The 24,512-nt window shown below is 64.5% G+C and carries 24 protein-coding genes and 2 tRNA genes; 15 read left to right on the top strand and 11 right to left on the bottom strand.

Annotated elements, in window-relative coordinates; genetic code table 11:
• Positions 1 to 37: 37 nt before the first annotated feature.
• Positions 38 to 967 (bottom strand): ketopantoate reductase family protein, encoded by a 930-nt coding sequence (locus WDM91_13625; GenBank protein MEI9995631.1) that lies wholly within the window; start codon positions 965 to 967, stop codon positions 38 to 40.
• A gap of 293 nt (positions 968 to 1,260) precedes the next feature.
• Here WDM91_13625 and WDM91_13630 point away from each other — a divergent pair, with 293 nt between their 5' ends.
• From WDM91_13630 to WDM91_13655, 6 genes are all read left to right on the top strand, one after another.
• A complete protein-coding gene (locus WDM91_13630; GenBank protein ID MEI9995632.1) occupies positions 1,261 to 1,875 on the top strand; it encodes a response regulator transcription factor in 615 nt (204 codons plus the stop codon).
• 10 nt (positions 1,876 to 1,885) lie between these two features.
• The gene (locus WDM91_13635) at positions 1,886 to 2,251 is read left to right on the top strand and encodes a response regulator (GenBank protein MEI9995633.1); all 366 of its coding nucleotides are present in this window, start codon (positions 1,886 to 1,888) and stop codon (positions 2,249 to 2,251) included.
• A 23-nt stretch (positions 2,252 to 2,274) separates the two neighbouring features.
• Positions 2,275 to 4,281, top strand: coding sequence for an ATP-binding protein (locus WDM91_13640; protein MEI9995634.1), 2,007 nt, complete (start codon positions 2,275 to 2,277; stop codon positions 4,279 to 4,281).
• 77 nt (positions 4,282 to 4,358) lie between these two features.
• Positions 4,359 to 4,856 carry a hypothetical protein gene (locus tag WDM91_13645; GenBank protein ID MEI9995635.1) on the top strand — a complete coding sequence of 166 codons (498 nt, stop codon included), beginning with the start codon at positions 4,359 to 4,361 and terminating at the stop codon, positions 4,854 to 4,856.
• 28 nt (positions 4,857 to 4,884) lie between these two features.
• Positions 4,885 to 5,289 (top strand): hypothetical protein, encoded by a 405-nt coding sequence (locus WDM91_13650; protein ID MEI9995636.1) that lies wholly within the window; start codon positions 4,885 to 4,887, stop codon positions 5,287 to 5,289.
• 2 nt (positions 5,290 to 5,291) lie between these two features.
• Complete coding sequence (locus tag WDM91_13655) at positions 5,292 to 5,558, top strand: hypothetical protein (protein MEI9995637.1); 267 nt, start codon at positions 5,292 to 5,294, stop codon at positions 5,556 to 5,558.
• A gap of 549 nt (positions 5,559 to 6,107) precedes the next feature.
• Here the strand turns inward: WDM91_13655 and WDM91_13660 are convergent.
• Positions 6,108 to 6,184 (bottom strand) — tRNA-Ile (locus tag WDM91_13660).
• A gap of 141 nt (positions 6,185 to 6,325) precedes the next feature.
• On the opposite strand from WDM91_13660, the gene WDM91_13665 reads away from it, so the two are divergent.
• From WDM91_13665 to WDM91_13680, 4 genes are all read left to right on the top strand, one after another.
• Positions 6,326 to 7,048 (top strand): SIMPL domain-containing protein, encoded by a 723-nt coding sequence (locus WDM91_13665; GenBank protein ID MEI9995638.1) that lies wholly within the window; start codon positions 6,326 to 6,328, stop codon positions 7,046 to 7,048.
• A gap of 112 nt (positions 7,049 to 7,160) precedes the next feature.
• Complete coding sequence (locus WDM91_13670) at positions 7,161 to 9,188, top strand: M3 family metallopeptidase (protein MEI9995639.1); 2,028 nt, start codon at positions 7,161 to 7,163, stop codon at positions 9,186 to 9,188.
• A complete protein-coding gene (locus tag WDM91_13675) occupies positions 9,185 to 9,691 on the top strand; it encodes a thioredoxin family protein (GenBank protein MEI9995640.1) in 507 nt (168 codons plus the stop codon). The genes WDM91_13670 and WDM91_13675 overlap by 4 nt, the downstream gene beginning before the upstream one ends.
• Positions 9,679 to 10,452, top strand: coding sequence for an enoyl-CoA hydratase-related protein (locus WDM91_13680; protein MEI9995641.1), 774 nt, complete (start codon positions 9,679 to 9,681; stop codon positions 10,450 to 10,452). The genes WDM91_13675 and WDM91_13680 overlap by 13 nt, the downstream gene beginning before the upstream one ends.
• Here WDM91_13680 and WDM91_13685 read toward each other — a convergent pair.
• Both WDM91_13685 and WDM91_13690 read right to left on the bottom strand, forming a co-directional pair.
• Entirely contained in the window at positions 10,439 to 11,596 is a 1,158-nt protein-coding gene (locus tag WDM91_13685) for a DUF1501 domain-containing protein (protein ID MEI9995642.1), read from the bottom strand. The genes WDM91_13680 and WDM91_13685 overlap by 14 nt on opposite strands.
• A 2-nt stretch (positions 11,597 to 11,598) precedes the next feature.
• Positions 11,599 to 13,104 (bottom strand): DUF1800 domain-containing protein, encoded by a 1,506-nt coding sequence (locus tag WDM91_13690; GenBank protein ID MEI9995643.1) that lies wholly within the window; start codon positions 13,102 to 13,104, stop codon positions 11,599 to 11,601.
• Positions 13,105 to 13,281: 177 nt separating this feature from the next.
• On the opposite strand from WDM91_13690, the gene WDM91_13695 reads away from it, so the two are divergent.
• A tRNA-Gly gene (locus tag WDM91_13695) sits at positions 13,282 to 13,356 on the top strand.
• A gap of 182 nt (positions 13,357 to 13,538) precedes the next feature.
• On the opposite strand, the gene WDM91_13700 is transcribed toward WDM91_13695, so the two are convergent.
• Positions 13,539 to 13,769, bottom strand: a complete 231-nt coding sequence (locus WDM91_13700; GenBank protein MEI9995644.1) for a helix-turn-helix transcriptional regulator — start codon at positions 13,767 to 13,769, stop codon at positions 13,539 to 13,541.
• A 114-nt stretch (positions 13,770 to 13,883) separates the two neighbouring features.
• Here WDM91_13700 and WDM91_13705 point away from each other — a divergent pair, with 114 nt between their 5' ends.
• Complete coding sequence (locus WDM91_13705; GenBank protein ID MEI9995645.1) at positions 13,884 to 14,462, top strand: hypothetical protein; 579 nt, start codon at positions 13,884 to 13,886, stop codon at positions 14,460 to 14,462.
• A gap of 690 nt (positions 14,463 to 15,152) precedes the next feature.
• Here WDM91_13705 and WDM91_13710 read toward each other — a convergent pair.
• The 6 genes from WDM91_13710 to WDM91_13735 form a co-directional block, all read right to left on the bottom strand.
• Positions 15,153 to 15,626 (bottom strand): hypothetical protein, encoded by a 474-nt coding sequence (locus tag WDM91_13710; protein MEI9995646.1) that lies wholly within the window; start codon positions 15,624 to 15,626, stop codon positions 15,153 to 15,155.
• A 207-nt stretch (positions 15,627 to 15,833) separates the two neighbouring features.
• Entirely contained in the window at positions 15,834 to 17,735 is a 1,902-nt protein-coding gene (locus WDM91_13715; GenBank protein MEI9995647.1) for an AAA family ATPase, read from the bottom strand.
• A gap of 6 nt (positions 17,736 to 17,741) precedes the next feature.
• Complete coding sequence (locus WDM91_13720; protein ID MEI9995648.1) at positions 17,742 to 18,107, bottom strand: hypothetical protein; 366 nt, start codon at positions 18,105 to 18,107, stop codon at positions 17,742 to 17,744.
• 71 nt (positions 18,108 to 18,178) lie between these two features.
• Entirely contained in the window at positions 18,179 to 18,406 is a 228-nt protein-coding gene (locus WDM91_13725) for a DNA-binding protein (GenBank protein MEI9995649.1), read from the bottom strand.
• A 274-nt stretch (positions 18,407 to 18,680) separates the two neighbouring features.
• Positions 18,681 to 19,946: a tyrosine-type recombinase/integrase gene (locus WDM91_13730; protein MEI9995650.1), complete on the bottom strand. Its 1,266-nt coding sequence runs from the start codon at positions 19,944 to 19,946 to the stop codon at positions 18,681 to 18,683.
• Positions 19,947 to 20,251: 305 nt separating this feature from the next.
• Positions 20,252 to 21,214, bottom strand: coding sequence for an SDR family NAD(P)-dependent oxidoreductase (locus tag WDM91_13735; protein ID MEI9995651.1), 963 nt, complete (start codon positions 21,212 to 21,214; stop codon positions 20,252 to 20,254).
• 229 nt (positions 21,215 to 21,443) lie between these two features.
• Between WDM91_13735 and WDM91_13740 the strand changes: the two genes are divergently transcribed.
• The 3 genes from WDM91_13740 to WDM91_13750 are packed head-to-tail and all read left to right on the top strand — an operon-like array spanning position 21,444 to position 24,509.
• Complete coding sequence (locus WDM91_13740; GenBank protein MEI9995652.1) at positions 21,444 to 21,935, top strand: MarR family transcriptional regulator; 492 nt, start codon at positions 21,444 to 21,446, stop codon at positions 21,933 to 21,935.
• A complete protein-coding gene (locus WDM91_13745; GenBank protein ID MEI9995653.1) occupies positions 21,932 to 23,368 on the top strand; it encodes an efflux transporter outer membrane subunit in 1,437 nt (478 codons plus the stop codon). The genes WDM91_13740 and WDM91_13745 overlap by 4 nt, the downstream gene beginning before the upstream one ends.
• Positions 23,361 to 24,509, top strand: coding sequence for an efflux RND transporter periplasmic adaptor subunit (locus tag WDM91_13750; protein MEI9995654.1), 1,149 nt, complete (start codon positions 23,361 to 23,363; stop codon positions 24,507 to 24,509). The genes WDM91_13745 and WDM91_13750 overlap by 8 nt, the downstream gene beginning before the upstream one ends.
• Positions 24,510 to 24,512: the final 3 nt, after the last annotated feature.

Consider the following 24,512-nt stretch of genomic DNA (forward strand, 5'->3'; position numbering starts at 1 on the left):
TGACTGCATCTTCGCACGCCATCGCGCGATGGCGCGACTATACCTTGGTCTGAGCCCGGGCCTGATAGACGCTCAGATGCGCATAGGCGGTCGCGATCAGCGGCAGCGCGAGTCCGGCTTTATGTCCCCGCGCCAGGAGATCGCCGACGATCTGGTCGGCCTCGATGCGGTTTCCAGCTTGCAGGTCGCGATACATCGACGAGGTCATCGACGAGCCCTTGGCAGTGAGCGTTGCCTTGGCCATATCCAGGAATGGCTTCGACGGAGCGACGCCGACCGCATTCACGACCGACACCACTTCATCCAAGAAAGCCGCGATGAAAGCCGCACCGCCAGACGCGGCGACGATCTCGCCGATGGTCCCGCGCATCAGGCTCGTGATGCCGCCGAGCGCGGCGAGCAGGATCCATTTCTCCCACATCTCGCGCGCGATGGTAGGCGAGAGGCTAGCGCTGAACCCAGCGCCCTGCATAAACGCATCGAGCGCCCGCATGCGCGGCGTTGCCCTGCCGTCCATTTCGCCATAGGCGGTGTCTTTCGGCAGCGGCGCGAGCTGGACGATGCGCCCTTCCCGATCCACCTGCGCCGCGATCTTGCAAGCGCAGCCGGCGACGGTGTGGCCACCGAACCGCGCCACCAACGCGTCCATGTGCTTCATCCCATTGAGGACGGGAAGGATCGCCGTCTCTTCGCCGACGGCCGGCGCGAAATCGTCCATCGCTGCGTCGAGCGCGAACGCCTTCACCGTGACCAGCACGGCGTCGTAGGTCTGTTTGAGCTCCGCCGCCGTGACGATGGCGGGCCGCACAACGCTGTTGCCGTCCGGGCTCAGTATCTCGAGGCCGCGGTCTGCCAGTTGCGCGGCGCGCGCCGGCCGCACGAGGAAGGTGACGTCGCGACCGGCTTGCGCAAGCCGTCCGCCGAAATAGCCGCCCGTCGCGCCGGCACCGACCACAAGCATTCGCATGGCGTCTCACCGAGGGTTCGCGTTTTCATTAGGGCGGCCCGGCCGCCGGCCCGCAATCATACGGCAGTATGAAGCCTCAACCCCTGTGTGCAATAGCGCGGGCGGGGGCCGCGCGCGAGGCTCGATCCTGCGGCGGAGACGGTTGGAGAACGGAAAGGTGGTCGAGCACTGGGACGTCATCCAGCCCATACCCGAAACATCCGCCAATCCGAACGGCATGTTCCAGGAGGCATCGCGCCATGCGAATTAGCGTCCCTCTTGCGAGGCCGAAAGGCGCCGGCATAGTGTCCTGCATGACCGAACCGGCCGTCATTCACATCATCGACGATGATGAATCGATGCGCGCAGCGCTCGACAGCCTGCTGCGGTCGGTCGGGCTGAAGACGCGGCCCTACGACTCCGTCGATTCCTTCCTGGGCGCGAAAATGCCCGACCTGCCCGGCTGCCTGGTACTCGACGTCCGGCTGCCCGGAATAAGCGGCCTGGATTTCCAGGCACAGCTCGAGCGGCGCGGCATCACCTTGCCGGTGATCCTGATGACGGGGCATGGCGACGTGCCGATGTCCGTGCGCGCGATGAAAGCCGGCGCGGTCGACTTCCTCATCAAGCCGTTTCGCGAGCAGGACATGCTCGATGCCATATCGGCGGCCGTGGCCCGGGACCGCGCGCAGAAGGCTGCGGGCAGCGAGATCGCATCGCTCCGCGCCCGCTTCGACACGCTTTCGCCGCGCGAGCGGCAGGTGATGCGGCTGGTGACCACCGGCAAGATGAACAAACAGGTCGCCGGCGAGCTTGGTCTGTCGGAGATCACGGTCAAGATCCACCGCGGCTCGGCGATGCGCAAGATGAAGGCCAGCACCTTGACCGATCTGGTGCGGATGGTGGACGCCCTTGGGTTGCAGGATTGAGGATGGGTCGTTGAGCACTCCTGCGATCTGCATCATAGACGACGATGAGTCCATGCGCTTGGCGCTGGAGGGATTGGTGCGTTCCTTCGGCTTCTCGGCCCGCACCTTCATGTCGGCCGAAGACTTCCTCGCGAACGGAGGCGATGACGGCTGCTGCTGCATCATCACGGACATCCAGATGCCCGGACTGTCCGGCATCGAGTTGAAGCACCGGCTGGACAGCAGGCCGAACCCGGCCCCCGTCATTCTCATCACCGCGCGCTCCGAACCGCGCATACATGCCCAAGCCCGTGCAAGCGGCGCCGTGTGCCTTCTCAAAAAGCCCTTCAACGCCGATACTCTTCTCGCCTGTCTCAAAAAGGCGCAAATTGCCTGAGCGTGCCGGACAGCGGAGACATCATGGGGACTGCGGGAGATCTTCTCGACCTCGTGCAGGAGAGCGTGATCATTCGCTCTTCCGACGGAATCGTCCGCGCCTGGAATAAGGCGTCCGAGGCGCTTTACGGCTGGGCGCACGGCGACGCAGAAGGGCGGCCGATCCATGACCTGCTGAAAACGCGGCGCGAAACGATCGCACCGATGGAAGCGGCGCTCCGCGACGGCCCGTGGGAAGGCGACGTCGTGCGGCGAAGGGCCGACGGCGTGCTGATCACGGTGCAGGTCAAATGCGTGCGGCGCGAGGGAGACATCGTCGAGACCGGCATCGACGTCTCGGCGCAGCGGCGAATCGAGGATGCGCTGAATCGCGCCGAGCATCGCTACTACAATGTGTTTCAGGCCATGGCGGTCTCGTTCTGGGAGCTCGACTTCACGCCCGTCGGCGCGATGGTGCAGCGCCTTATGCGCGACGGTCACGACCTGAAGCGCTATTTCGCCGACAATCCCGCCTTCGTGCGAGACATGATCCGCGCGACCCGCGTCATCGACATCAACGACCAGAGCGTCCAATTGCTCGGCCGCGGCGACAAGGAGGAGATGCTCGCGAGCCTGGAACCCTATTGGCCGCCGGAAAGCCAGCATGTCTATGCTGAGAGCGTGCTCGCCGCCATCGCCGGAAAGCCGCACTACGCGACCGAGACCCGGCTATCCTCCATCGACGGGCGCGAATTCGACGTCTGGTTTACCGCCTGTTTCCCGCCGGAGATGCTGGCGCGGGGCAAGCTGCTGATCGGCATCATCGACATCTCCGCCGACAAGAAGGCGAAGACCGCGCTGGAGACCAGCGAGCGCCGCTATCGCCGCCTGTTCCATTTCCTGCCCGTCGCGATGGTCCAGCTCGATCGCACCGAACTTGGCGGCGTGTTCGCCAAGATGAAAGCGGACGGGGTCGACGATCTGCTCGGCTATTTCGATGCTCATCCCGGGTTTTACGACTATGCGGCGAACTCGATCCGCGTGGTCGAGGCGAACCGGCGGGCGGCGGAGCTGTTCAGCGCCAAGGACGAGGCGGAGCTTATCGGGCCGGCGGCCCGGCTGTGGAGCGAGTCCGGCGGACTCATCCGTCAATCGATGGCCGCGCGCTATTCCGGGGCGTCGCGTTTCGAGTCGGAGATGAAGATCCGGACGTTTGACGGACAGATCCGCGACGTCCTCTATGTTGCGTTCTTTCCGGAGGCCTTCGACGAAAAAGCCATCGGCTTGAGCTGCCTCGTCGACATCAGCGATCGGGTGCAGGCGCAGGCGATGCTCGCGAAAGTCCAGGCCGAATTCGCGCACGCTGCGCGGGTCTCGATGCTGGGCGAGCTCACGGCCTCCATTGCGCACGAGGTGAACCAGCCGCTCGGCGCGATCCTCACGAATGGCGAGGCGGCGCTGCGCTGGCTGAGCCGGCCGGAACCAGACCTGACTGAGCTTCGCGCCCTTTCAACCCGGACGGTGTCGGACGCCCACCGCGCCGCGGACATCATCCGGCGCATCCGCAGCATGGCGACGCGCGGCCAGCCCGAGCAGGAGCCATTGGGACTGAACGGCGTCGTGGAAGACGTCATGCTGTTCCTCCAGCCTGAGCTGCGGCGCCAGAACGTCGAAGCGATATTGCAACTGGCGGCCGATCTGCCGGACGTGGTTGGCGACCGCGTCCAGCTGCAACAGGTGTTCGCCAATCTTGCCGTCAATGCGATGCATGCCATGACGGACAGCGAGCGGCACCGCCTCACGATCCGGACCTTTAGCAAAGACGAACGGACGATCTGCGCGGAGGTCACGGACACAGGGCCAGGCATCGCGGCGGAGCACATGCCACAACTGTTCCAGAGCTTCTTCACGACGAAGGGCGGCGGAATGGGGATCGGGCTTGCGATCTGCCAATCCATCGTCGAGGCGCATGGCGGACGGATCGAAGCCGAAAACGCCGCCAACGGGGGCGCATGCTTCCGCTTCACGCTTCCCGTTCATACCGGCGTATGAATTCGAAGACGCCCGTATAATTGGTTGATCCGCACCTGCCCGGCATCCTTCCAGTTATGAACTCGGGAGACGCATTCATGCGCATGCGCTTTGTCCTGATCGCCGGCATCCTGTCTGCGGCGCCGCTATCGGCGTCCGCCGCGCCACTCGACACAGTAACCCTGCGCGAGATCGACGGGCTCTATCGCACTCTGATCGATGCCGAGAACCGGCACGATCTCACCGCCGTGCGGCGCATGGTCTGGGAGTCGCCCGACACGCTCTTTGTCGCCAAGACCGCGACACCGGCCGAGGGCAACTGGGCCGGCTTCTGGGGCGCCGATGTCGTTATGCAGCACTTCGCCGATCTATATGCCGGCACGTTCGCGATGGCGCCCGACTATGCGCGTGTCAGGACAGTCGGCCTCAGTCGCGATGTCGCCCTGACCTACGCGCCGCTGAAGATCTCCGTGGCCTACGCGGGCCAGACGCCCGTCCCCAAGCCGTTCCTGATGATCGTGAACTGGGTCCGTACCGCCGACGGATGGCGCATGGCGTCCGACATCGCAGTGCCGGTGCCCCCCGCCGCAAAATAGGAGCGCCGTCATGCATCCCATACGAGCCTTGCGCGAATCCGGTCATGCCACGGCCGAGAAATTCGCCGAACTGCTGGCAGCGGAGGTCGTCATGCACAGCCCGCTCCTCACGCGGGCGATCGTCGGACGCGACGCGGTCGCCAAAACCATGGCGGCTTCTGCGCAAAACCGCGACAGCCCCGGAACCTATGTGCTCGAGCGCAAGATCGACGACCGCACGACCTTCCTGCGATGGCAAGGGACGATCGAAGGCCACGAATTCGAGAGCCTTGAGCTGCTGACCGATGGACCGGACGGCAAGCTGATCGAGCGCACCGTTGCCTACCGTCCGTTTCCGGCACTGGCGATCTTCCGGGAAAAGCAGCGCGCTGCCACGGCCGATCTTCTGCCGCCCGACATGTGGGATTACCCGGCCCAACAATCAGGAGAATGACGATGCGCAAGCATCCGTTCCGCAAGGCGGTCGAAGACGGAGCCAGTCGGAACGATCTGGTCAAGCTGCTCTCGCCGGACGCGGAGATCCTCGCGCCGATGCTGACCAAACCGGTCGCGGGCGCGCAGCAGGTGCTGTCCATCATCGGTCATGCTGTGCGTATCGCCGGCCCCATCGAATATCTCCATGAGTGCGCGGACACGCGGCAGGCCTGTACCATCCTGGTGGACGGCGAGGATGGCTTGATCGGGAGGAGGTTCACGACTTGACGGTGATGATGCGGCCATGGCCGGCCGTGACGGTGCTGCACGACCTCACCAAAGCGCTCGACGAACAAAAAGACGGCATCGGTCCTGACTATTGGATTCCAAAATAGGGCTTCGGCGGCGAGATATGGCGGTCAGAACTGGATAGCGTGAGGCGCCATGGACCGGAATTCACCTTCGCTGCGGTTCCGCGAAGAGGCTCTTGATCGCAATGACGGTTGATGGGCCAGGTAGCAACTCAGCATTTGCGCCGGCGATCCGCCGAGTCTCGGCGGAAGCGATCGAGGACTACCAACCACGAGACCGGAAAATTCGACAGCGACGCGAAGTCGATCCGCGAGCGTCCCTTTTTGCATCGGTCGGAGTGGATCGGAGTGGACGAGCCCGCGGCGCGGCTAGGCTGCTCAACGTTCGATACGGTCAGGCCTAAAATTTCTATTCTCTACAATGAGCGGTTTCGCGGAAATCGTAATTTCGGAGCTTCACGTACCTTTCTCGTGCCTGTCTGGTGGCGACATCGAAAAAGTAGATTCTGCAAATAATTCAAAAGACTGGTGGGCCCGGCAGGACTCGAACCTGCGACCAGACCGTTATGAGCGGTCAGCTCTAACCAACTGAGCTACAGGCCCTCCGCCCGGTGCATAGCAGGAAGCCGCGAGGGCGGAAACGGGCTGAGCGCGGGCTTGTGAATCCGGTCTCGCGGTCCGCCGCCTCAGTTTCGCCGTGCCGGCGCGCGAAAGTCGCGACGGATATTCCAAAAGGATCGCGCCATGAGATTTTTCCGGTTTGGCCGCTTTGTCGCCGCCATGAGCCTGAGCGCCATCGTGGTCGTCGCGGTATCGGGCGCCGCCGGCGCCGCGGACATATCGGCGGCGCGTACGATTGCCGTTTCGGGCATGGGCGCGGCGAGCGGCGCCCCGACCGAGGCCCGGATGTCGGCCGGCGTCGCGACCACAGCGCCGACCGCCAGCGCGGCACTGGCCCAGAATGCGCGGAAGATGACGGCGGTCTTCGATGCGCTCGGGCGCCTGGGCGTACCGCCGCGGGCGGTCCAAACGTCGAACTTCTCGGTCGAGCCGCAGTACGGCCCGGCCGGCGGGGCGCAGCGGATCACAGGTTACCAGGTCTCGAATCAGGTCGATGTGACGCTCGACGATGCGGACAAGCTCGGTCCGGCCCTCGATGCGCTGGTTGGCGCGGGCGCCAATCAGATCAATTCGGTCAGCTATGGGATCAAGGATCCGTCGGCGCTGCAAGCCACGGCGCGCGAAGCGGCCGTCGCCGATGCGGTGAAGCGGGCCCAGACCTATGCGCATGCGGCGGGCGTGACCCTGGGCAGCATCGTGTCGATCCAGGAAGGCGCGGCGGAGATGCCGGCTCCGATGTACCGGGTGATGGCATTCAGGGCCGGGGCAAGCGCTCCGCCGACGCCCACCGCGGCGGGCGAACTGAGCGTCACGGCGACCGTGTCGGTCGTGTTCGAACTGAAATAGGGCGCAATCGGCGCCACCCTCCAAAAAGGCGCGGATCTGCACGCCGATTTGCGGTGGTTGCCGGGCGTTGAACGCTTGCTAGGATGGGGGCCCTCCAACAGACAGCGAGCCTATGAGTTCAAACCCGTTCTTCGAGACTTGGACCGCGCCGTTCGGCGCACCGCCCTTCGATCGCATTGCGCCCGAGCATTTCCGCCCCGCCTATGACCGGGCACTGGCCGAGCATGCCAGCGAGATCGCCGCCATCGCCGGCGATCCGGCGGTGCCCGATTTCGCCAATACGATCATCGCGCTCGAAGACAGCGGCAGGCTGCTCCGCAAGGTCGAGGCGGTGTTCGGCAATCTTGCGGCGTCGCACACCAACGACGCGCTTCAGGCCATAGAGCGCGACATGGCGCCCGTGCTGGCGAAGCATTGGAACGACGTCTACTTGAATAAAGAGCTGTTTGCGCGGATCGATTCGCTGTACGGCAAGCGCGCCGCGCTCGGCCTCGATGCGGAGAGCCTGCGTGTGCTCGACCGCTATCACCTCGATTTCGTGCGGGCCGGCGCGAAGCTGGAGGGGGCGGCCAAGATGCGGCTGGCTGCCATCGTCGAAGAATTGGCGACGCTGGGAACGGCTTTTACGCAAAACGTCCTCGCCGACGAACAGGCTTATGTCCTGCCGCTGGCCGCGAGCGACTTGGCCGGCGTGCCGGACTTCGCGCGCGACGCGGCGGCCGAGACGGCACGGGAGCGTGGCCTCGATGCGCCTTATGCGGTGACGACATCGCGCTCGAGCGTGGAACCGATCCTGAGCTTCGCGGACAACCGAGAATTGCGGGAGAAGTTGTTCCGCGCCTGGGTATCGCGCGGGGACAATCCCAACCCGCACAACAACGGCAGGTTGATCGGCGAAATGGTGCGTCTGCGCGCCGAGCGCGCGAAGCTGCTCGGCTACCAGACCTTCGCGGACTACAAGCTGGCCGACACCATGGCCAAGACGCCGGCGAACGCGCGGGCGCTCCTCGAGCAAGTCTGGGCGCCGGCGCGGCGGCGGGCCCTGGAAGAGCGCGACGACTTGCAGGACCTGATCTCGCGCGAAGGCGGCAACTTCCCGCTCGCGGCCTGGGACTGGCGCTACTATGCGGAGAAGCTGCGCAAGGAGCGCTATGACCTCGATGAGGCCGAGATCATGCCCTATTTCCAGCTCGAGAAGATGATCGCGGCAGCCTTCCACACCGCGCACCGCCTGTTCGGCCTCGATTTCGAGGAGCGCAAGGACGTTCCCGTCTACCATCCCGATGTGCGGGTGTGGAACGTGACGCGCAACGGCGCGCATGTCGGCCTATTCTACGGCGATTATTTCGCGCGCAGCTCCAAGCGCGGCGGCGCCTGGATGAGTTCGTTCCGCGATCAGGAGAATCTCGGCGCGCCGGTCACGCCGCTGATCGTCAACACCTGCAATTTCCCCAAGGGCGAGCCCGCGCTGCTCTCCTTCGAAGAAGCCGAGACCCTGTTCCACGAATTCGGGCATGCCCTGCACGGCTTGTTGAGCCAAGTGCGGTTCCCGCGCCTCTCCGGAACCAATGTCGCGACCGATTTCGTCGAGCTGCCGTCGCAGATCTTCGAACATTGGCTGGACGTGCCCGAGACGCTCGAGCGCTTCGCCGTGCACGCCGAGACCGGACGACCGATCCCGAAGGCTCTCCTGGAGAAACTCAACGCGGCGCGAAATTTCAACCAGGGCTTTGCAACGGTGGAATTCCTCGCCTCGGCCTTTGTGGACATGGAATATCATGGGCTGGAGAATCCCGGGGCGCTGGATGCCGCGGCCTTCCAGAAGGCGGCGCTGGACAAGATCGGCATGCCGAAGGAAATCGCGATGCGGCATGCGAGCCCGCACTTCCTCCACATCTTCAGCGGCGACGGATATTCGGCGGGGTACTATTCCTATATGTGGTCGGAGGTGCTGGACGCCGACGGTTTCCGGGCCTTCACGGAGACGACGGATCCGTTCGATCCCGCGACGGCCAAGCGCTTGCACGACTATATCTATTCCGCCGGCGGCACGCGCGATTTCGCCGATGCCTACCGGCTTTTCCGCGGCCGCGATCCCGAGATCGACGCGCTGCTCGAAGGACGGGGACTGGCGGCATGAAAACGCTCGCATGGGCGGTGATCGCGAGCGCGTTGTACGCGACAGCCGCGTCCGCCGTTCCCGCGCCGAAGGTCGGGCTGGCAAGCATCGCGGAGCTTCCCGTCGTCATTCGCGAGCCTTACGACGTCAACGCCGACGCCGAAAAGGATGTGGCAGCGGCGTTTGCGCGGGCGCGGCATGGCGGCAAGCGGGTGCTGATCGATCTCGGCGGCAATTGGTGCGGCGACTGCGTCGTGCTCGCGAACATCATGCAGCTGCCCGAGGTCAAGCGGTTCGTCGCGGCGCATTACGAGGTCGTGAGCGTCGATATCGGGCGCGAGAACAAGAACCTGCAGATTCCGGCGCGCTTCGGCGCGAATCTTTCGGGCGGCGTTCCGGCGATCCTGATCGTCGAGCCCGACGGCAAGACGCTGGTCGATGCCGGCCATATATCCGCGCTTGAAGATGCACGCCACATGACGCCGCAGGACCTGGCCGACTGGCTCGCGCAATGGGCGAAGTGAGCCGGATCCATTTCAGCACACCTGCAGCACATGTCGCGCTGCTGGAGATCGACAATCCGCCGATGAACGCGCTGGGGCGCGGTCCGCGGGCGGAACTGCAGGCGCGGCTCGATGCGATCGATGCGGACGGGAATATTCGCGTCATCGTCCTGACGGGACGCGGCCGCGCCTTCTGCAGCGGCGACGACCTGAAGGAACAGGCCGCGGCGCAAAGGTCGCAGAGCAGCGCGCATTTCGGCGAATTCGGGCGGGTGCTGGAGCGGATCGAGGGCTTCCGCCTGCCGGTCATTGCCGCGGTGAACGGCCACTGCCTCGGCGGCGGACTGGAGCTGGCGAGCACCTGCGACATCCGCCTTGCATCGACGGCGGCGAACTTCGTCTGCTCGGGCGTCAATGTCGGCCTGATGGCATCGGTCTATCGCCTGCCGCGGCTGATCGGCGTCGCGCGCGCCAAGCATATGCTGCTGACGGGCCTGCCGCATGACGCCGCCGCGGCGCTGGCATTCGGACTGGTGACTGCGGTGCACGCACCGGATGCGTTGCTGGCCGAGGCCGTCAAGCTTGCCGAGCGCATTGCGAGCCGCGCCCCGCTTTCGGTCGAGGCGGTGAAGCGCACGGCATCGCTCGCCCCGAGCCTGTCGCCGCAGGAGGCGGCGGCGGTGAACGACAAGGAGCTTGCGGTGCTCAGCCGAAGCGCCGACCACAAGGAGGCGCTTGCGGCCTTCGCCGACAAGCGCGAGCCGAAATTCAGGCGCGAATAAGCCCGTCGCGCGGCTTGAGCGGCGAGGACGACGGGAAAACCATAGCCCATTGCGGCGCCCGCAATCCCAGGTGATCGCGCAGCACGCCGCTCGCGATGGCGCGGAAGTCGGTCGTCGGTTTCAGGTCGCGCCCCTGATACAGATCGGCCGGCCGGAGGCCGGGCCAGTCCGCCAACACGCGTCCGCCCTTCACCGCACCGCCCGCCACGAATACCGCGCCCGCCGTGCCGTGGTCGGTTCCCTGGGTGCCGTTCATCGCCACGGTGCGCCCGAACTCGCTGACGACGATGACGGCCGTGTTCCGCCATGCGGCGCCGAGTCCGGCTTTCAACGCGTCTAGCCCGCGGTCCAGCGCGAGCAGGTTCGTCGAAAGCGGGCTGTAGGGTCCGGCCTGGTTCACATGCGTATCCCATCCCGATATCTCGATCATCGCCACGCGCGCGCCGTCCGGCGCCGCAAGGAATTTCGCGGCGGCCGACATCAAGCCGGGAAAGGCTCCGCCGCCCGGTCCGCCGCCGCCCATGGCCATGCCGTTTGCGCCGCGCGCGGCGGTGAAGTTTCGTGCCAGGCCGGCGTCGGTCTCGCCATAGAGCGCCGCGAGCCGATCCGCCGTGTCGCCGTCCGGCGGCGGCAGCAGCGACGGCGCCCAGGACGTGACGGCCGCCGGACCGCGCAGCATCAGCGGCATATGCGCATCGAGGGCGATGCCCAGCGGCTTGCCCGATCCCGGCAACCGCGCCAGCACGCGATTGAGCCAGCCGGTGTCGAGGCCGTAAGGCTGCTCGGCACCGTTCTCCAGCAGGTTCTGGCCGTCGAAATGCGAACGGTCGCGGTAGGGCGTCGCCACCGCGTGAACGACCAGCAGCTCGCCGGAATCATAGAGGCGCTTCATGGCGCCAAGATTGGGATGCAGGCCGAACGTCGAATCGAGCTTAAGGGTGTCGCCCCGGGCCAGGCCGTTGCGCGCACGCGCGAAATCGGGATCGCCCGTGGCCGGTACAGCGGACAGGCCGTCCATCGCGCCGCGCAGCAGGACGACGACGAAGCGCTTGTCCGTTTCGGGCGCGGCGAAGGCGGCACGCGGCAAGCCGGCCACCGCGAGGCCGGCGCCGAGAAGGCCCAAACCCTGCCGGCGCGTGACCATGCTCATCTCCTCTGGAATTCGGCGCTGGCGAGCAGCAAGGTCAGGCCCTGGGCGGGGCTTTGGGCGCGGGCGGTCGCCTGTTCCGTCGCGGGCGAAAACTGGGGTCCGAACAAATCCTTCCCCAATGCGATGGGATTCATCGTCGTCGAGGCGACGCGCTGCGCCGTCTGGCCGGCCCATTCGAAGCGCTTCCAGATGGCGTCCGCGCCCAGCCACTCGGCCTCGACATCGGGCCAGCCGTCCGGACCCGGCGGCCGATAGGGCGTCTGCCCCATGCTGCCGAAGGCGCGGAGCAGCGACGTGGCGTCGGCCTGAAACGCCGGCAAGGCCCGCGCCGCGGAGATCATGTACTCTTCGGGCGTCTTGAATTTTCGCGGTACCGGGTCGAAGCCCTCCGGACTCTGCACCAGGGCGGCACAAACCTCTTTCAGATCGCCATCGCTCTTTACGAAAGCCTCCGCCAGCCGCGCCACGGCGGCGGGCGGCGGATCGTCGGCGATGAAATGGCGCGCGAGCTTGGTCGCGATGAAATGCGCTGTCGCGGGGCGCCTCGCAAGGTCGTTCAGCACCGCCTCGCCCTGGTCGACGCCGCTTTGGCCATAAACCTTTCCCATGATCGTCTGCGGTCCCGGTTCATGCCCCTCGTCGTCGAACTCGAAGAGGCCCCGGGCGTTGAGCCGGCCCTGCAGCACCAGCTTGTAGAGCGGCACGCGGGGCGGCGCGGCAATGGTCCAGCCGGTGAGAACGCGCGCGAAGCTGGTGACGTCGGCCTGGTCGTAGCCGCTGCGCACGCCGAGCGTCTGCAGCTCCAGGATCTCGCGCGCGAAATTCTCGTTGAGCCCGGCCTTCTGCGGCACGGCAAAGGCCTGCGGCGTCCTGGGCGCGCGCAGCGACGGATCCCGTCCCACCTTCGAGTTCGGACCGACCGAGCGGTAATTGTCGAGATAGAACAGCATCGCCGGATGCCGGGATGAGGCCAGCAGCATGTCGGCGAAACGGCCCGTCACATGGGGACGGATCGCATCGCGCTCGAAGGATGGCGGCATCGTGATGGCGCCGGCCTTGGCGCCGGAGACGACGAAATGATTGCTCCAGAAATGCACCAGGCGCTCGAAGAACGGCCGGTCGGTCGCGACGGCGGCGTCGAAGCGGGCCTTCACCGCCGTGGCGTAACGCGGCAGGAAGGCCTTCACGTATTCGCGCTCGATGCTGAAGCCGTTGTCGCGGGACATGCCGCCGGCCGCCGGCGCAACGCCCCCCGGCGGCGTCTGCGCATACGGATCCATGCCCTGTGCCTTCGCTTCGGTCGCGATCTGGCGGAGCCATTTGAAGAAGGCGCTCATGTCGTCGACGGTGGACGGCAAGGCGCGCAGAGGTACCGGAAGTTCCGTCTCGGGCGCGAGCTGAGCCATCAGCCAGCCTTTGGGATCGGAGGAGATGGCGGCCACCTCCGCTGGCCGGGCGCCCAAACCGAAGCGATTGGCGGCGATCACTCCTGCAATCGACATGAACCGGACCTTCCCTATGCCGGTTGAACGCGGCCCGGCGGCGCCTCCGGCGCACCCGGCTCCCGGTTTGGGCCCGATATGTTAATTAAGGTGATCGCGGGCGGGCTGGGGCAACGCGGCACAAACCGGCTTGAATCCGGCGCCCGGCTAGGCCATAACCGCCGCCCAACTTGGATCGCGGGCGTAGCTCAGGGGTAGAGCATAACCTTGCCAAGGTTAGGGTCGACGGTTCGAATCCGTTCGCCCGCTCCAGGTTTTTTTAAGAAAAATCAATATCTTATTTCGAAAGTTCGCTGGGCAACCGGCGAAGCCTTTTGCCCCAAGGTAAGCACTGGGTAAGCGGCCGGAGCAATTTCATCTCAGGGATGGCTTAGCGGATTGTGGCGGGCCGCTCGGATACTAGCACCGAAGGGCCTGCCATCGGCCTCAAGCCGTCACTTGGACCGTGCGCGTCTGGGTGTTTGTTTCAGCAATTCCACCGCCTCTACCCCAAAGACATCAGCCAGCTTGCCAATTATCTCAAGCCCGGCATAGGTCGCGCCAGTTTCCAGCTTTGAAACGTAGGTCCGGTTGATCGCGGCTGCGTCGGCAAGTGCTTCTTGCGACAGCCCGTTTGCGTGCCGCAGACGGCGGAGGTTCGCTGCGAATACGCCCCGGAGGTCCATCCGGGAACGGAGAAACAATGTTGCTTTTACGGCAACCGCTTTAAAGCAACAAAGTGTTTACCCGCATGGCGTTAAATCGCCGCCAGTGGCGACCATGGCTGCTCGGAGGCCTTCATGCGCATTTCTCATCTGATGGCTGCGCTACTCCTTGCGGGCTGCGCCCCAAGGTACACGTGGGACAACCCTAGCCTTGCGCCAGGCCTCGCAGATCGCCAGCGCGCCATCGACTCGGCAGAATGCACAGCAACCGCGATGCGTGCGATTCCGCTGCCTGACCTGCCAGCGATCTCCACGACCGCGCCGAGCGGATACACGGTGAGCGGAACCACCACTTCGTATGGCCCGAGCGGTCAGGTGCAAAATGGCTATTACAGCGGCACAGTTAGTGGAGGCGGTGATGCGGCCCAAGCCGGCGCCAACGCTTACCTCCTGATGCAGGCAGGTTTTGCTCGCTCTGCTGCGGTTCGTGCGCAGGCCAATTATGCCGCTGCCTGCATGATGCGGCGCGGCTGGGTGAAGGAGAAACCCGGCGAGCAGCCCAGCGTGGCATCAACAGCCATGCCACAAGTGCCGGAGACTTTGGTGCCCGCGCAGCAGAGCAGCCCACCGTCGAACGATACATTGCAGCCGGTCGTTTCTGTCGAGCAGCCGTTTCAGAGCTTCGATGATTGGCGGTCTGGCAAGAGACATTGACCCCGGTGATCGCTTGTCGGTGCGCAAAGTTCGATTCCGCCACTATCGCGAGTATCGATCTTGCGGCGCCACATGGTTCTTTTTATCGAAGGTGTATCCCCGGTGGGGTGGGGGGTCCCTTTTCAGGGTCAGGGTGTCGCGGAGACGCGATTGAGAGGGCGAGGCGATGGCACTGATACTTGCTACGCTTGGCAGCGGCCGGCCGCTAGCTAGGAAGGCAATCGGGACTGTAGTCGCCGCGCTTGCTTTGTGTGGAGCGACTGCGGGGTGGCCACAAGAGGCCTCACAGCGGTCCCATGTGCAAGAGCGCGTTGCAGCCCAGCGCTGTGAGGAGCAGGTAGCCATCTTGGACAAATACGACCCAAAAAAGAACGAAGTGGATGGGGTTCGCTTGCAAGAACGCGAGTTCTGGGGGCAATTCCAAAAGCAGCTAGATGGAACCTACGCAACGTGTTTGCGAGCGTGTGGGCTGGCGCGTGAAGCGTATGTGAATGGGGACAGGGCAGCCATATACGCGTGGCGGCGCGAGTGCGGCATGGGCACCGCGCGAAATTCCACGGGCTAGATGACAGGCTCCACATTTCTGCGTGGACCACTCGTGTCGCCAGCGAGCGAGAGGGTCCCAAAAGTTGGCATTCCAAAGCTACCCCCTGAGAGACTGTCAGGCGCGCTATTTGCATGCTCGCTTCGCTATTCTTCACCGTCGGCCGTCGCCGTGACTTCCATTCCGACCACTTCGATGTCGGTGGCTCGCTCCTGGGCATCCAGCCTCGCGAGTAGTTCTTCAATCCCGACATGTGCCGTCATAGTCATGGACCGGGTTGGGGTGGGGCCTAGCGACGAGCGATTCAAAATTTCTTGTGCGGCGGAGATGCGAGCGTTCGACGGTGCGTGATGGTCAGCACAGATTTCCAAAAGGGTGCTGAACGCCGCCAGCGCGGCCAAATCGAAACGAGCCTTGATTTCCCCAACGATGGCCTTGGAGATGCGTGGCGATCCCATGAGGAACGCGGCGGCATCTGCCGCGCTTTCCAAGGTCTCGGCATACCCGGCTCGCAAAGCAGCTTCGGCGGCATACTGCGGGCCGCCCATCTCGAAGATGGCCGCCACGAACGCACGTTCGCGGGGCTCGGAAAGGTTAGCGATTGTGAGCACTTTGCGCATGTCTGCCTCTACTGATTGACAACACGGCGTGTGCCAGGCGAGCCCAAAGCGAGCCGAAGGCACGTGGGGGTGTGGGGGACACCCCCCACCGTGTTTTCGACTGCGTTTCGACCAAGTTTCGACGTTGCTTTCGACATAACTTTCGACACGTTTTCGACGTGCTTTTCGACATTGGCTCTTGCTGTTGCGATGGTCCCGTTGGCGCACCTACCCGTCGCTCTGAGCAACGGAGTTCTTGGCTGCAACGGCAAGCGCTATCGCTTCATTTTCATCGGGCGGATAGAACCCAGCTGTCCGCCTGTTTCCGCCCTCCACGAAGCGCAATTCACCCGCGTCAACGGCCAACTCCAATTCCCGGCGCACGTCTTGTTTCGACGGACGCCGGCCTAAGACCTTGATCGCCTGCTTCATGACACCTTCGTTGATGTGCTGCTTGTTGCAAGCCATGTGCTTACGCGCGGCGTCCTTCGCGCCCTCAATGCATGCCCGGTGGAACGCGGCGCCTAGACCGTCGGCCGGCTGCGGCGGGGGCAAATCCATGATTGTGCTACCGCAAAACCAAAGTCGCTTTTCTGCTTGCGCCCCATAATTGCTCTTGGCGACCGAGAGGCGGCGCGGCGGAGAACCATCTATAGGGTCGCCAGCCTCGCGCCCGGTAATTTCCAGTGTGAGGCGTTGCCGCACAGCGTTGTTGAAGGCGGTCGAGCCGCTGTAATGCGAGCCGTCCTGCATCGACGCTTTCGACGGATGGGCGAGAACTAGGACGGTCGCCCGGTAATCACGACAAAGACCGCCGAGCACCTGCTTTAGCGCCGCGTTGACCGGGAGCCGCAGGCTTTCATTCATCGCAAATAGGTCCGCCAGGCTATCGAGTATCACGAAGGCCGGCGCGCCGCATGACGCCAGCTCAGCACGCAAAGCGTGGAGGCGAGGTAACTCGGTCACGCTGCCATTGTCGTCAACTCGTGCGAGCAGTACTTCTCCCGCTGGCTGGCACCATAGCTTCATGGGCAATATGGGAAGCGTGTTCACATGACCTTCGCTCAGGATTGCCTTCGCCCGCATTTGCACCTGCGCAGGGCCATCTTCGGCAAAGAGAGCGAGCACCGGCGTCTGCATGGTCGCCTTGCCAAAAAGGAGCTTGCCCGCGGCGGCTGCCAGCGCGACATGAAGCGCGAGCAGTGATTTGCCTGAGCCTCCATCTCCGAACAGCAAGTTTACTTCACCTTTGAGCACGAACTGATCCCATACCCACTCCGTGGGCGGATACGGCGTATCCAGCAATTGCGCGAGCGTCACCGGCGCCTCGAAAGTGTCGAGGCCCTTCACCGGACGCGTTTCGGGTGAACTGAGAAGCGCAACGAAGGACCTTGCGCCGTGGGCAGCGAGGAAGTCATCCAATCCCTGCTTCCGGCCCTCTGCCGTATGTGGAATTGCTACCTCGTAGATCCTGGCACCTTCGGCAAGCAAGAGCATCGCGAGTCTGTCTGTTGCCGCGCGCGCTTCTGGCTTATGGGTTACATCCGAATCGAACGCAAAGAAAATTCGTCGGCCCTTCAGCACAACGGCGGCGAGGTCAGGATGGAGTCTCCCCTCCAGTTGTCCGCAATCCACGCCCGTGATGGACACAACGGGGATCGGCATGTCGTGATCGCATATCGCGCCAGCAAGCGAGCGTGTTTCACCTTCTGTCAGAACCAAATCGACGCCGGGATCAGCGAGAACGGCCGCCCAATCCACCGCGGGGTGCGGGGCGAAGTAGACGCGCACGCCACTGTTGCGTGGTTGCAGGAATTTTGGCGCCCCTGGCGATTGGGGTCCCAAGGGTCGAACTCGCTGGAACGCGCAAGCGCACCCTCGTTCATCGGTGAACATCATCGGTTCGCCGGTATTCGGATCGAAGAACCGAAAAACGAGAGCAGGACCGCGCGGAAAGATCGGATCGATCGCGCGAGCGCTCGGCACAATATCACCACCGGCAATCTCAAATTGCTTAAGCGTGATCCCGCGTGCAATGAGATATTCACGCGCCACCCGCCTGTAAGGAGGTTCATTGGCTTGGCGCGCGGATGCCGGCGCGCGGGCCACGGCTTGGGTCAGTGCAACCATGACACGTCATTCCAGTGATCGCCGGCGCGCATGGAGTGCTCCAACGCTGCCGACAACGAAATTGAGTTCTCTGTTGGTAAGCTCGCGACGCTCCGAATCAAGCAGCCAGCGGCGCGCAAACGGCCGCCCCGCCTTTTTGAAGGCAAGAACGTCAATTCTTCTCCAGCCGACACATCTTCCGGTCGCTATCGAAACGATTTCTCCGGCGCGCGGTCCATCCACTACGACCGCGAACTGCCCATTGATGAGCCGCATGAGCTGCGCATGCCTTTCGGTTTTGTCCTTGAGCACCGCCGCTTGGTAATCAGGTCCGCCGGTCAACCAAAGCACCCGCTGGAGCTGTTCCAATTGCTTGAGCTTGGATTTACTCACAGCGTGCTCCCGACTTTGAAAGTGCGCGGAAGCCATCTCCCTGTGCGGCGCTCGGCGCCGTCTGGCCTATGTCAGACATCGGCGTATTCTGCCGTGCTGGCGTGTTTATGGGCGTCGAGCCAGGTATCCAGGTCGCTCGGGTGATACCGGACCTTCCGACCAAGTTTGAGAAATCGAGGGCCACCGCCAAAGCAGCGAAGTTTTGCGAGGTGTTGGGGACGAAGGCCAACATAGTCGCCCGCCGCGGTCGGATCGAGAAGCTGCACAGCATGCAGCTTTGATTTAGGAAATTCAGGCATTGGAACACTCCCCAGAGCAGCGCGCAGATTGCCGCGTGCTCCACGTTGAACGACTGGGTTTGGAGCGTTCTTCCGAGAACTTCGGTAGCGTCCACGTTCCTTTGGGACGAAGGGTGTTCTTGCCTAAGCGCGCTACACCGGAAGCGGACGGCACCTTCTAGCACCGTAGTACATCGAAGTACCGCGCCAATGTAAGAGCGAAATTTGTCGCCATGTCAAGGTCGTTGGAGTTCGGTGGCACGATCCGGTAGCAGCGAGCGGTATCTGGGCGCCGCTATCCGAAACGGAGCACGGTCCCCACTTCATCGGTGCCATCGAGCGCGTTGGCGAGCGACACCGCGATACGGTCGGCGGCGGCGATTAGCGCGGGATCAGGTGCAGTCGCATAGCGGCCCGTGATTCCCCGCTTCGCATGACCGAGCAGTGCGCCGATAATTAGGTCGGAATAGCCCAATTCGGTCGCCGCGCTGGCGAACCAATGGCGTAACCCGTGAAGAGTCACGCCTTCCAGCTTGGCGCGCTCAGCGGTGCGCTTCCATATATGAGGTAGACCGACTAGGTGCCCGGCCTTGGATGCCGTGGCAAAAACAAAGTCATCGGACTTCGCGCCGTCGGGCTTCACACTAGCCAAGTGAGCAAGCGCGCTACGGCCTAACGCCCGAACCTGCTTTCCACTTTTGGTGTCATCGAACCGCGTGCAACGCGCGCCTACGTCAATCATACCCCACTTAAGTGTCAGCGCCTCCATGCGGCGAAAGCCAGTGAGCAAGAGCAAGCGGATCGCAGCAAGACCTTTGACGTTCTCATCTTCGTTGGCCGCCGCGCGCATGGCATTGCCCAAGGCTTTGACCTTTTCGAACGAAAATGGAGGTGCTGCCGCTTGGTCCTTGGGTCGCTTGATTCCCCGCACGGGATTCTTCGCAAGAGCGCCATCGCGAACAGCGCGCTCCAGGATCGTGCCCAGCATGCCTAACGTCCGCGAGGCCACGCCGGGACCGCCCTTGGCCACGCCACCTTTGGGACGCTTTGTCTTGTTAATGTCGGCAGACTTTGGACGCGGCGCGACGCTCTTTCCAGCCATCACGTCGCGCAGGAATTTTTCCATGTCCGCATGCGTGAGACTGGCGACGGCACGGCTGCCCAAAAGCGGCTTTACGTGGCGTTCGACCCGGCTTGCATCCATCAGCAACGTGCTGGCTTTAATGCGCCCCTTGCCGGCCGCTAGATATTCGTCGCAGAGCTGGGCAACAGTCACGGCCGTTCTCGCCGCTCCCCGCTCATGCGCGGGATCGGCCCCGTCAGAAATCGCAACAAACAGTCTGGTGGCCTTCTTGCGGGCCTCCTTGGGCGTGAACTTCGAGAAGGCGCCGATGGTGTAACGGCGACTTCGGCCATGCTTGTTGCGGTACTGGATCAGCCACGACCTTGCACCCGACGGCTTTACCCGGACGCCAAAGCCCGCCAGTTCCTCATCAAAGACCACCTGATCAGTCTGGGACGGCTTTATGTCGTTCACGGCACGTTTTGTTAGCTTGACCATCCGCCCTCCAAGGTAAGCATAGGGTAAGCAATTTGCGGGAACTCAGCGGCACCCTGCAGAAACCTACGGTATGCCAACATCGAGTTAACTTACTGAATTTAGTACAGTTTGTAGTATCGCGGAATTTAGGGGTATTGGCAAGAATAAAGATATTCCAACCTTGCCAAGGTTAGGGTCGGGCGTTCGATTCGCCTCGCCCGCTCCAGGTTTTTCTGCAAATTCAGGTGGTTGTGATGAGGGCCGCGAGGGCGGCCCTTCATTTTGCCTTCGGTCGGCAGGTCATGTGGAAGCGGCGCCCGCTCCAGCTAGAAGCGCTCCCCCACCATCTCTTCGCTCTTGGCCCACAAGGCCTTGGCGTGTTCGGCATCGAGCGCATAGCCGCGCACGCCACCGCGTGCCTGCGGGTTCTCCTGCAACTGCGCGACATGGCAGTCCTCGCAATATTTGCCGCCGACCTCGTCGGCCGGCGCGACGAAGCCGCTCCACACCGTCGTGGCGGCGCCTTGCGGGATCGTCTTCCATTCGAACGCGGGCGCGCCCGCCGATTTGTTGCCGTCGTCGATGCTCTTGATCATGCTCTGGACGAGTTCCGGCGTCATGTGGCGCCCAAGCTCGGTCTGGATGCCGCCGGGATGCACGGCGGTCGCGCGGATGCCTTCGGCCTTGTGCCGCCGGTCGAACTCCACCGCGAACAGGATGTTCGCCGTCTTGGAGCGGCCATAGGCGCCGAACTCGGTGTAGGGCGTGTGCTCGAAACCGGGATCGTCCAGATCGACATCGGAGAAGCGATGTCCCGCCGACGACAGGTTGACCAGCCGCGAGCCGCCGTGAAGCAGCGAGACGATCCGGTTCACCAGCACGAAATGGCCCAGATGATTGGTGCCGAACTGCGTCTCGAAGCCATCCGCCGTCTTGCCCTTCGGACATGCCATGACGCCCGCGTTGCAGATCACGACGTCGAACGGCTTGCCCGCTTTGACCAGCGCATCGGCACAGGCGCGCACGCTCCGGAGCGATGCCAGGTCGAGCTCGACCAGCGCGAGACTGCCGCCCTGCGCCGCGTCCTTGCGCACGATCTCCGTCGCCCGCTGCGCCTTTTCGAGATCGCGGGCCGCGCCCACCACGGTCGCGCCGTGCGCCGCCAGAACCCGGGCGGTCTCCACGCCCAGGCCCGCCGACGCGCCCGTCACCAGCACACGCCTGCCGCGGAGGTCGATTCCCTCGAGAACCTCATCGGTCGTGGATTTCGCGCCGAATGTCCTGGTCATGTCTGTCTCCCGGATGTGGCTCACGGCGCCAGCCTGGTCTTGTTCGTAATATAGGACACTGCGCGACGCTTTGCAGACCTGGGACGCCATCGAACCGTTTAGGGGCTTATGGCGGCTTCGCCACCATTCTTCCAGGAAGTTTGCCGAAACGGTCGTCAACTTTCTGCGACGGTTCCTTGACAATACTGCCTGAGCAGTTATTGGTCGAGCAACAATCGATGAGGGATGCATGGCCAAGCCCTATTACCGGGCCGAGACGTTCGAGGGACGCAAGTCGCTCGGCTATCTCATTCGCCGCCTGCACAATCTGACCATGCCGCGGGCCGAGGCCCTTTTCGCCGATGCGGAGTTCACCTTTTCGCACTGGGTCACGCTGATGGCGCTGCGCGACGGCATCGCCACGACGTGCGCGGGGATTGCGCGGCATCTCGATCACGACACCGGCGCCACGACCCGGCTGGTGGACCAGCTGGAAAAGCGCGGCTTGCTGACACGCACCCGGAACACGGACGACCGCAGGGTCGTCGACCTGAAACTGACGGCGGAAGGCGTGGCCATCGCCGCCGAGTTGATGCCGCGCATCACCGATTTCTGGAACGACGTGCTGGACGATTTCAGCCATGCCGAAGCGACATCGCTGATCGCGCTGATGACCAAGCTGATGGATGCCCTCGAGGCGACGCCGGTCGCCGGACCCAAGAAGCGGGAGGCCGCACAATGACGCGCATGATCGCCCTGGTGCTCGCCGGCGCGTTGCTGGCCGGCTGTGTCGATACGCCGTCGACGACGCCGAGCCAGATCGCGCTGAAGCCGGCAACGCTGGGCCTGGGCGCCGCGCCTGCCCCGCTCGTGTCGGATACATGGTGGACGGCGTTCGGCGATCCGCAGTTGGACGCGCTGGTCGACGCGGCGCTCAAGGGCAGCCCGACGCTGGCGGCGGCGCTGGCGCGCGTGCGCGCCGCGCAGTCGCAACTGTCCGCCAGCCGTGCGGCGACCTATCCGCAGGTCTCGGCCGACGGAAACGTGGTGCGCGAGCACCTCAGCAAGACCTACATCATTCCACCGCCCTATGGCGGATCGACGCAATGGGTCGGCACGCTGCAGGCCAACCTGAACTGGTCGCTCGACTTTTTCGGCAAGCAGCAGGCGGAGATCGATCGCGCCCGCGCCACGGCCCATGCCGCGGCGCTGGATGCCACCGCGGCGCGGCTCGTGCTCGCCGGCAGCGTGACCCAGGCCTATATCGCGCTCGATCGCGCCTATCTCCTGCTCGACGTCGCACAAGAGGCGGTGACGCGCCAGGAGGGCGTGCTGTCGCTGACGGCCGGACGCGTGAAGGCCGGTCTCGACGCCAGCGCGGCCGAGGAGCAGACCCGTTCGCTGCTGGCTTCGGCGCGCGAGGAGCTGATCCTGGCAAAGGCCAACCGCGAACTCGCGGTGCATCAGATCGCGGCCCTGATCGGCCGCGGCGCCGATGCCTATGACGTCGCGCGGCCGCATCTGAACGCGGCGGCGCTGGCGCTGCCGGCGACGCTGCCGGCCGATCTTCTGGCGCGGCGTCCCGACATCGCCGCCGCCCAGGCGCGGATCGAGGCGGCGTTCCAGGGCCGCGAGGTCGCGCGCAAGGCCTATTACCCCGACATCAACCTGATCGCGCTGGCCGGCTCGGCGGCGCTGGGTCTGGGACCGCTGTTCTCCGGCTCGTCGGTGCAGTACGGCGCGGGCGCCGCGATCCATCTGCCGATCTTCGACGCCGGAACCCTGGACGCCAATTACGCCGGCGCCACGGCGCAGCTCGACGAAGCAGTCGCCGATTACAACCAGTCGGTCGTGACGTCGATCCGGCAGACCGCCGATGCGTTGACCGACCTGCGCACCCTGCAGGAGCAGGCGGGCGAGCAGCGCATCGCGCTGGCCTCGGCCCAATCGGCCTTCGACCTCGCGGCCCGGCGCTATCGCAGCGGGCTCAGCCCGCAACTCAACGTGCTGGACGCCGAAGATCTGCTGATCCGCTCCCGTCGCCAATCGGCAGCGCTGGTCGCCGACACCGCGTCGGCGCGCGTGACGCTGCTGATGGCGGTCGGCGGCGGCTACGTGCCGGAGAGCCATACCGCGGACGCAATTTCCAACCTTCAGGACAATGCCCATGAGTGACGCAACGCCCGTCGGCCGGCATCGCACCGACTCCCGCCGCAACCTGCTCACCATCCTCGCCGTCGTCGTGGTCGTGGGACTGCTCGGCTATGGCCTCTACTGGTTTTTCTATGCGAGCCATTTCGAGGGCACGGACGACGCCTATGTCGGCGGCGACGTCGTCGCGATCACCAGCCGCGAGAACGGCACGATCCTGAATCTCTATGCGGACAACACCCAGACGGTGCGGCGCGGACAGCTGCTGATCGATCTGGACCCGGACAAGGCGAAGGTCGCGCTGGACGCGGCCGCCGCCAATCTGGCGCGAACGGTGCGGATGGTGCGCAGCGAATTCCTCAAAGTGAACCAGGGACGTGCCCAGCTCGAAGCGGCGCGCATCGGCCTTGTCCAGGCGCAGGGCGACTATGGCCGCCGCGCCTCGGCCGGCAATGCCGTGTCGCATGAGGAGCTCAGCCATGCCCGCGACCTGGTGACATCCGCGAATGCCAATCTCGCGGTCGCGCAAAGCGGCCTGGCGCAGGCCGAAGCCTCGGTCAACGGAACCGATGTGCAGAACAATCCCGACGTGCTGGCCGCCATCGCCCAGCTGCGCCAGGCCGCGATCATCTACGGCCATATGAAGCTCTATTCCCCGGTCGACGGCGTGATCGCGCAACGCACCGCGCAGATCGGCCAGCAGATCGCGCCGGGCACGCCGCTGATGGCGGTGGTGCCGCTGGACAGCGTGTGGATCGACGCGAACTTCAAGGAAGGCCAGCTCAGGGACATGCGGCTCGGCCAGCCGGTCGAGGTCACCGCCGACCTCTATGGCGGCGGCGTGACCTATCACGGCAAGGTCGTCGGCCTCGGCGCCGGCAGCGGCAGCGCCTTCGCCTTGCTGCCGCCGCAGAACGCCTCCGGCAACTGGATCAAGATCGTGCAGCGCGTGCCGGTCCGCATCGCGCTCGACCCGAAGGAATTGCGGGAGCATCCGCTGCGCGTCGGCCTTTCGGTCGATGTGAGCGTCGACATTTCGGACACCTCCGGCCCGGCGGTCGGGTCGTCGCGCGCGCTGCGCTCGATGCAGGGCGATCCCGGCGACGAGGGCGGCCCCAAAGCCGACGCGCTCATCAAGCGCATCCTGCAGCAGAACGGCGGCTGAGCC

Origin of the sequence: Rhizomicrobium sp., from assembly GCA_037200385.1 — a bacterium.
Lineage (GTDB): Bacteria > Pseudomonadota > Alphaproteobacteria > Micropepsales > Micropepsaceae > Rhizomicrobium.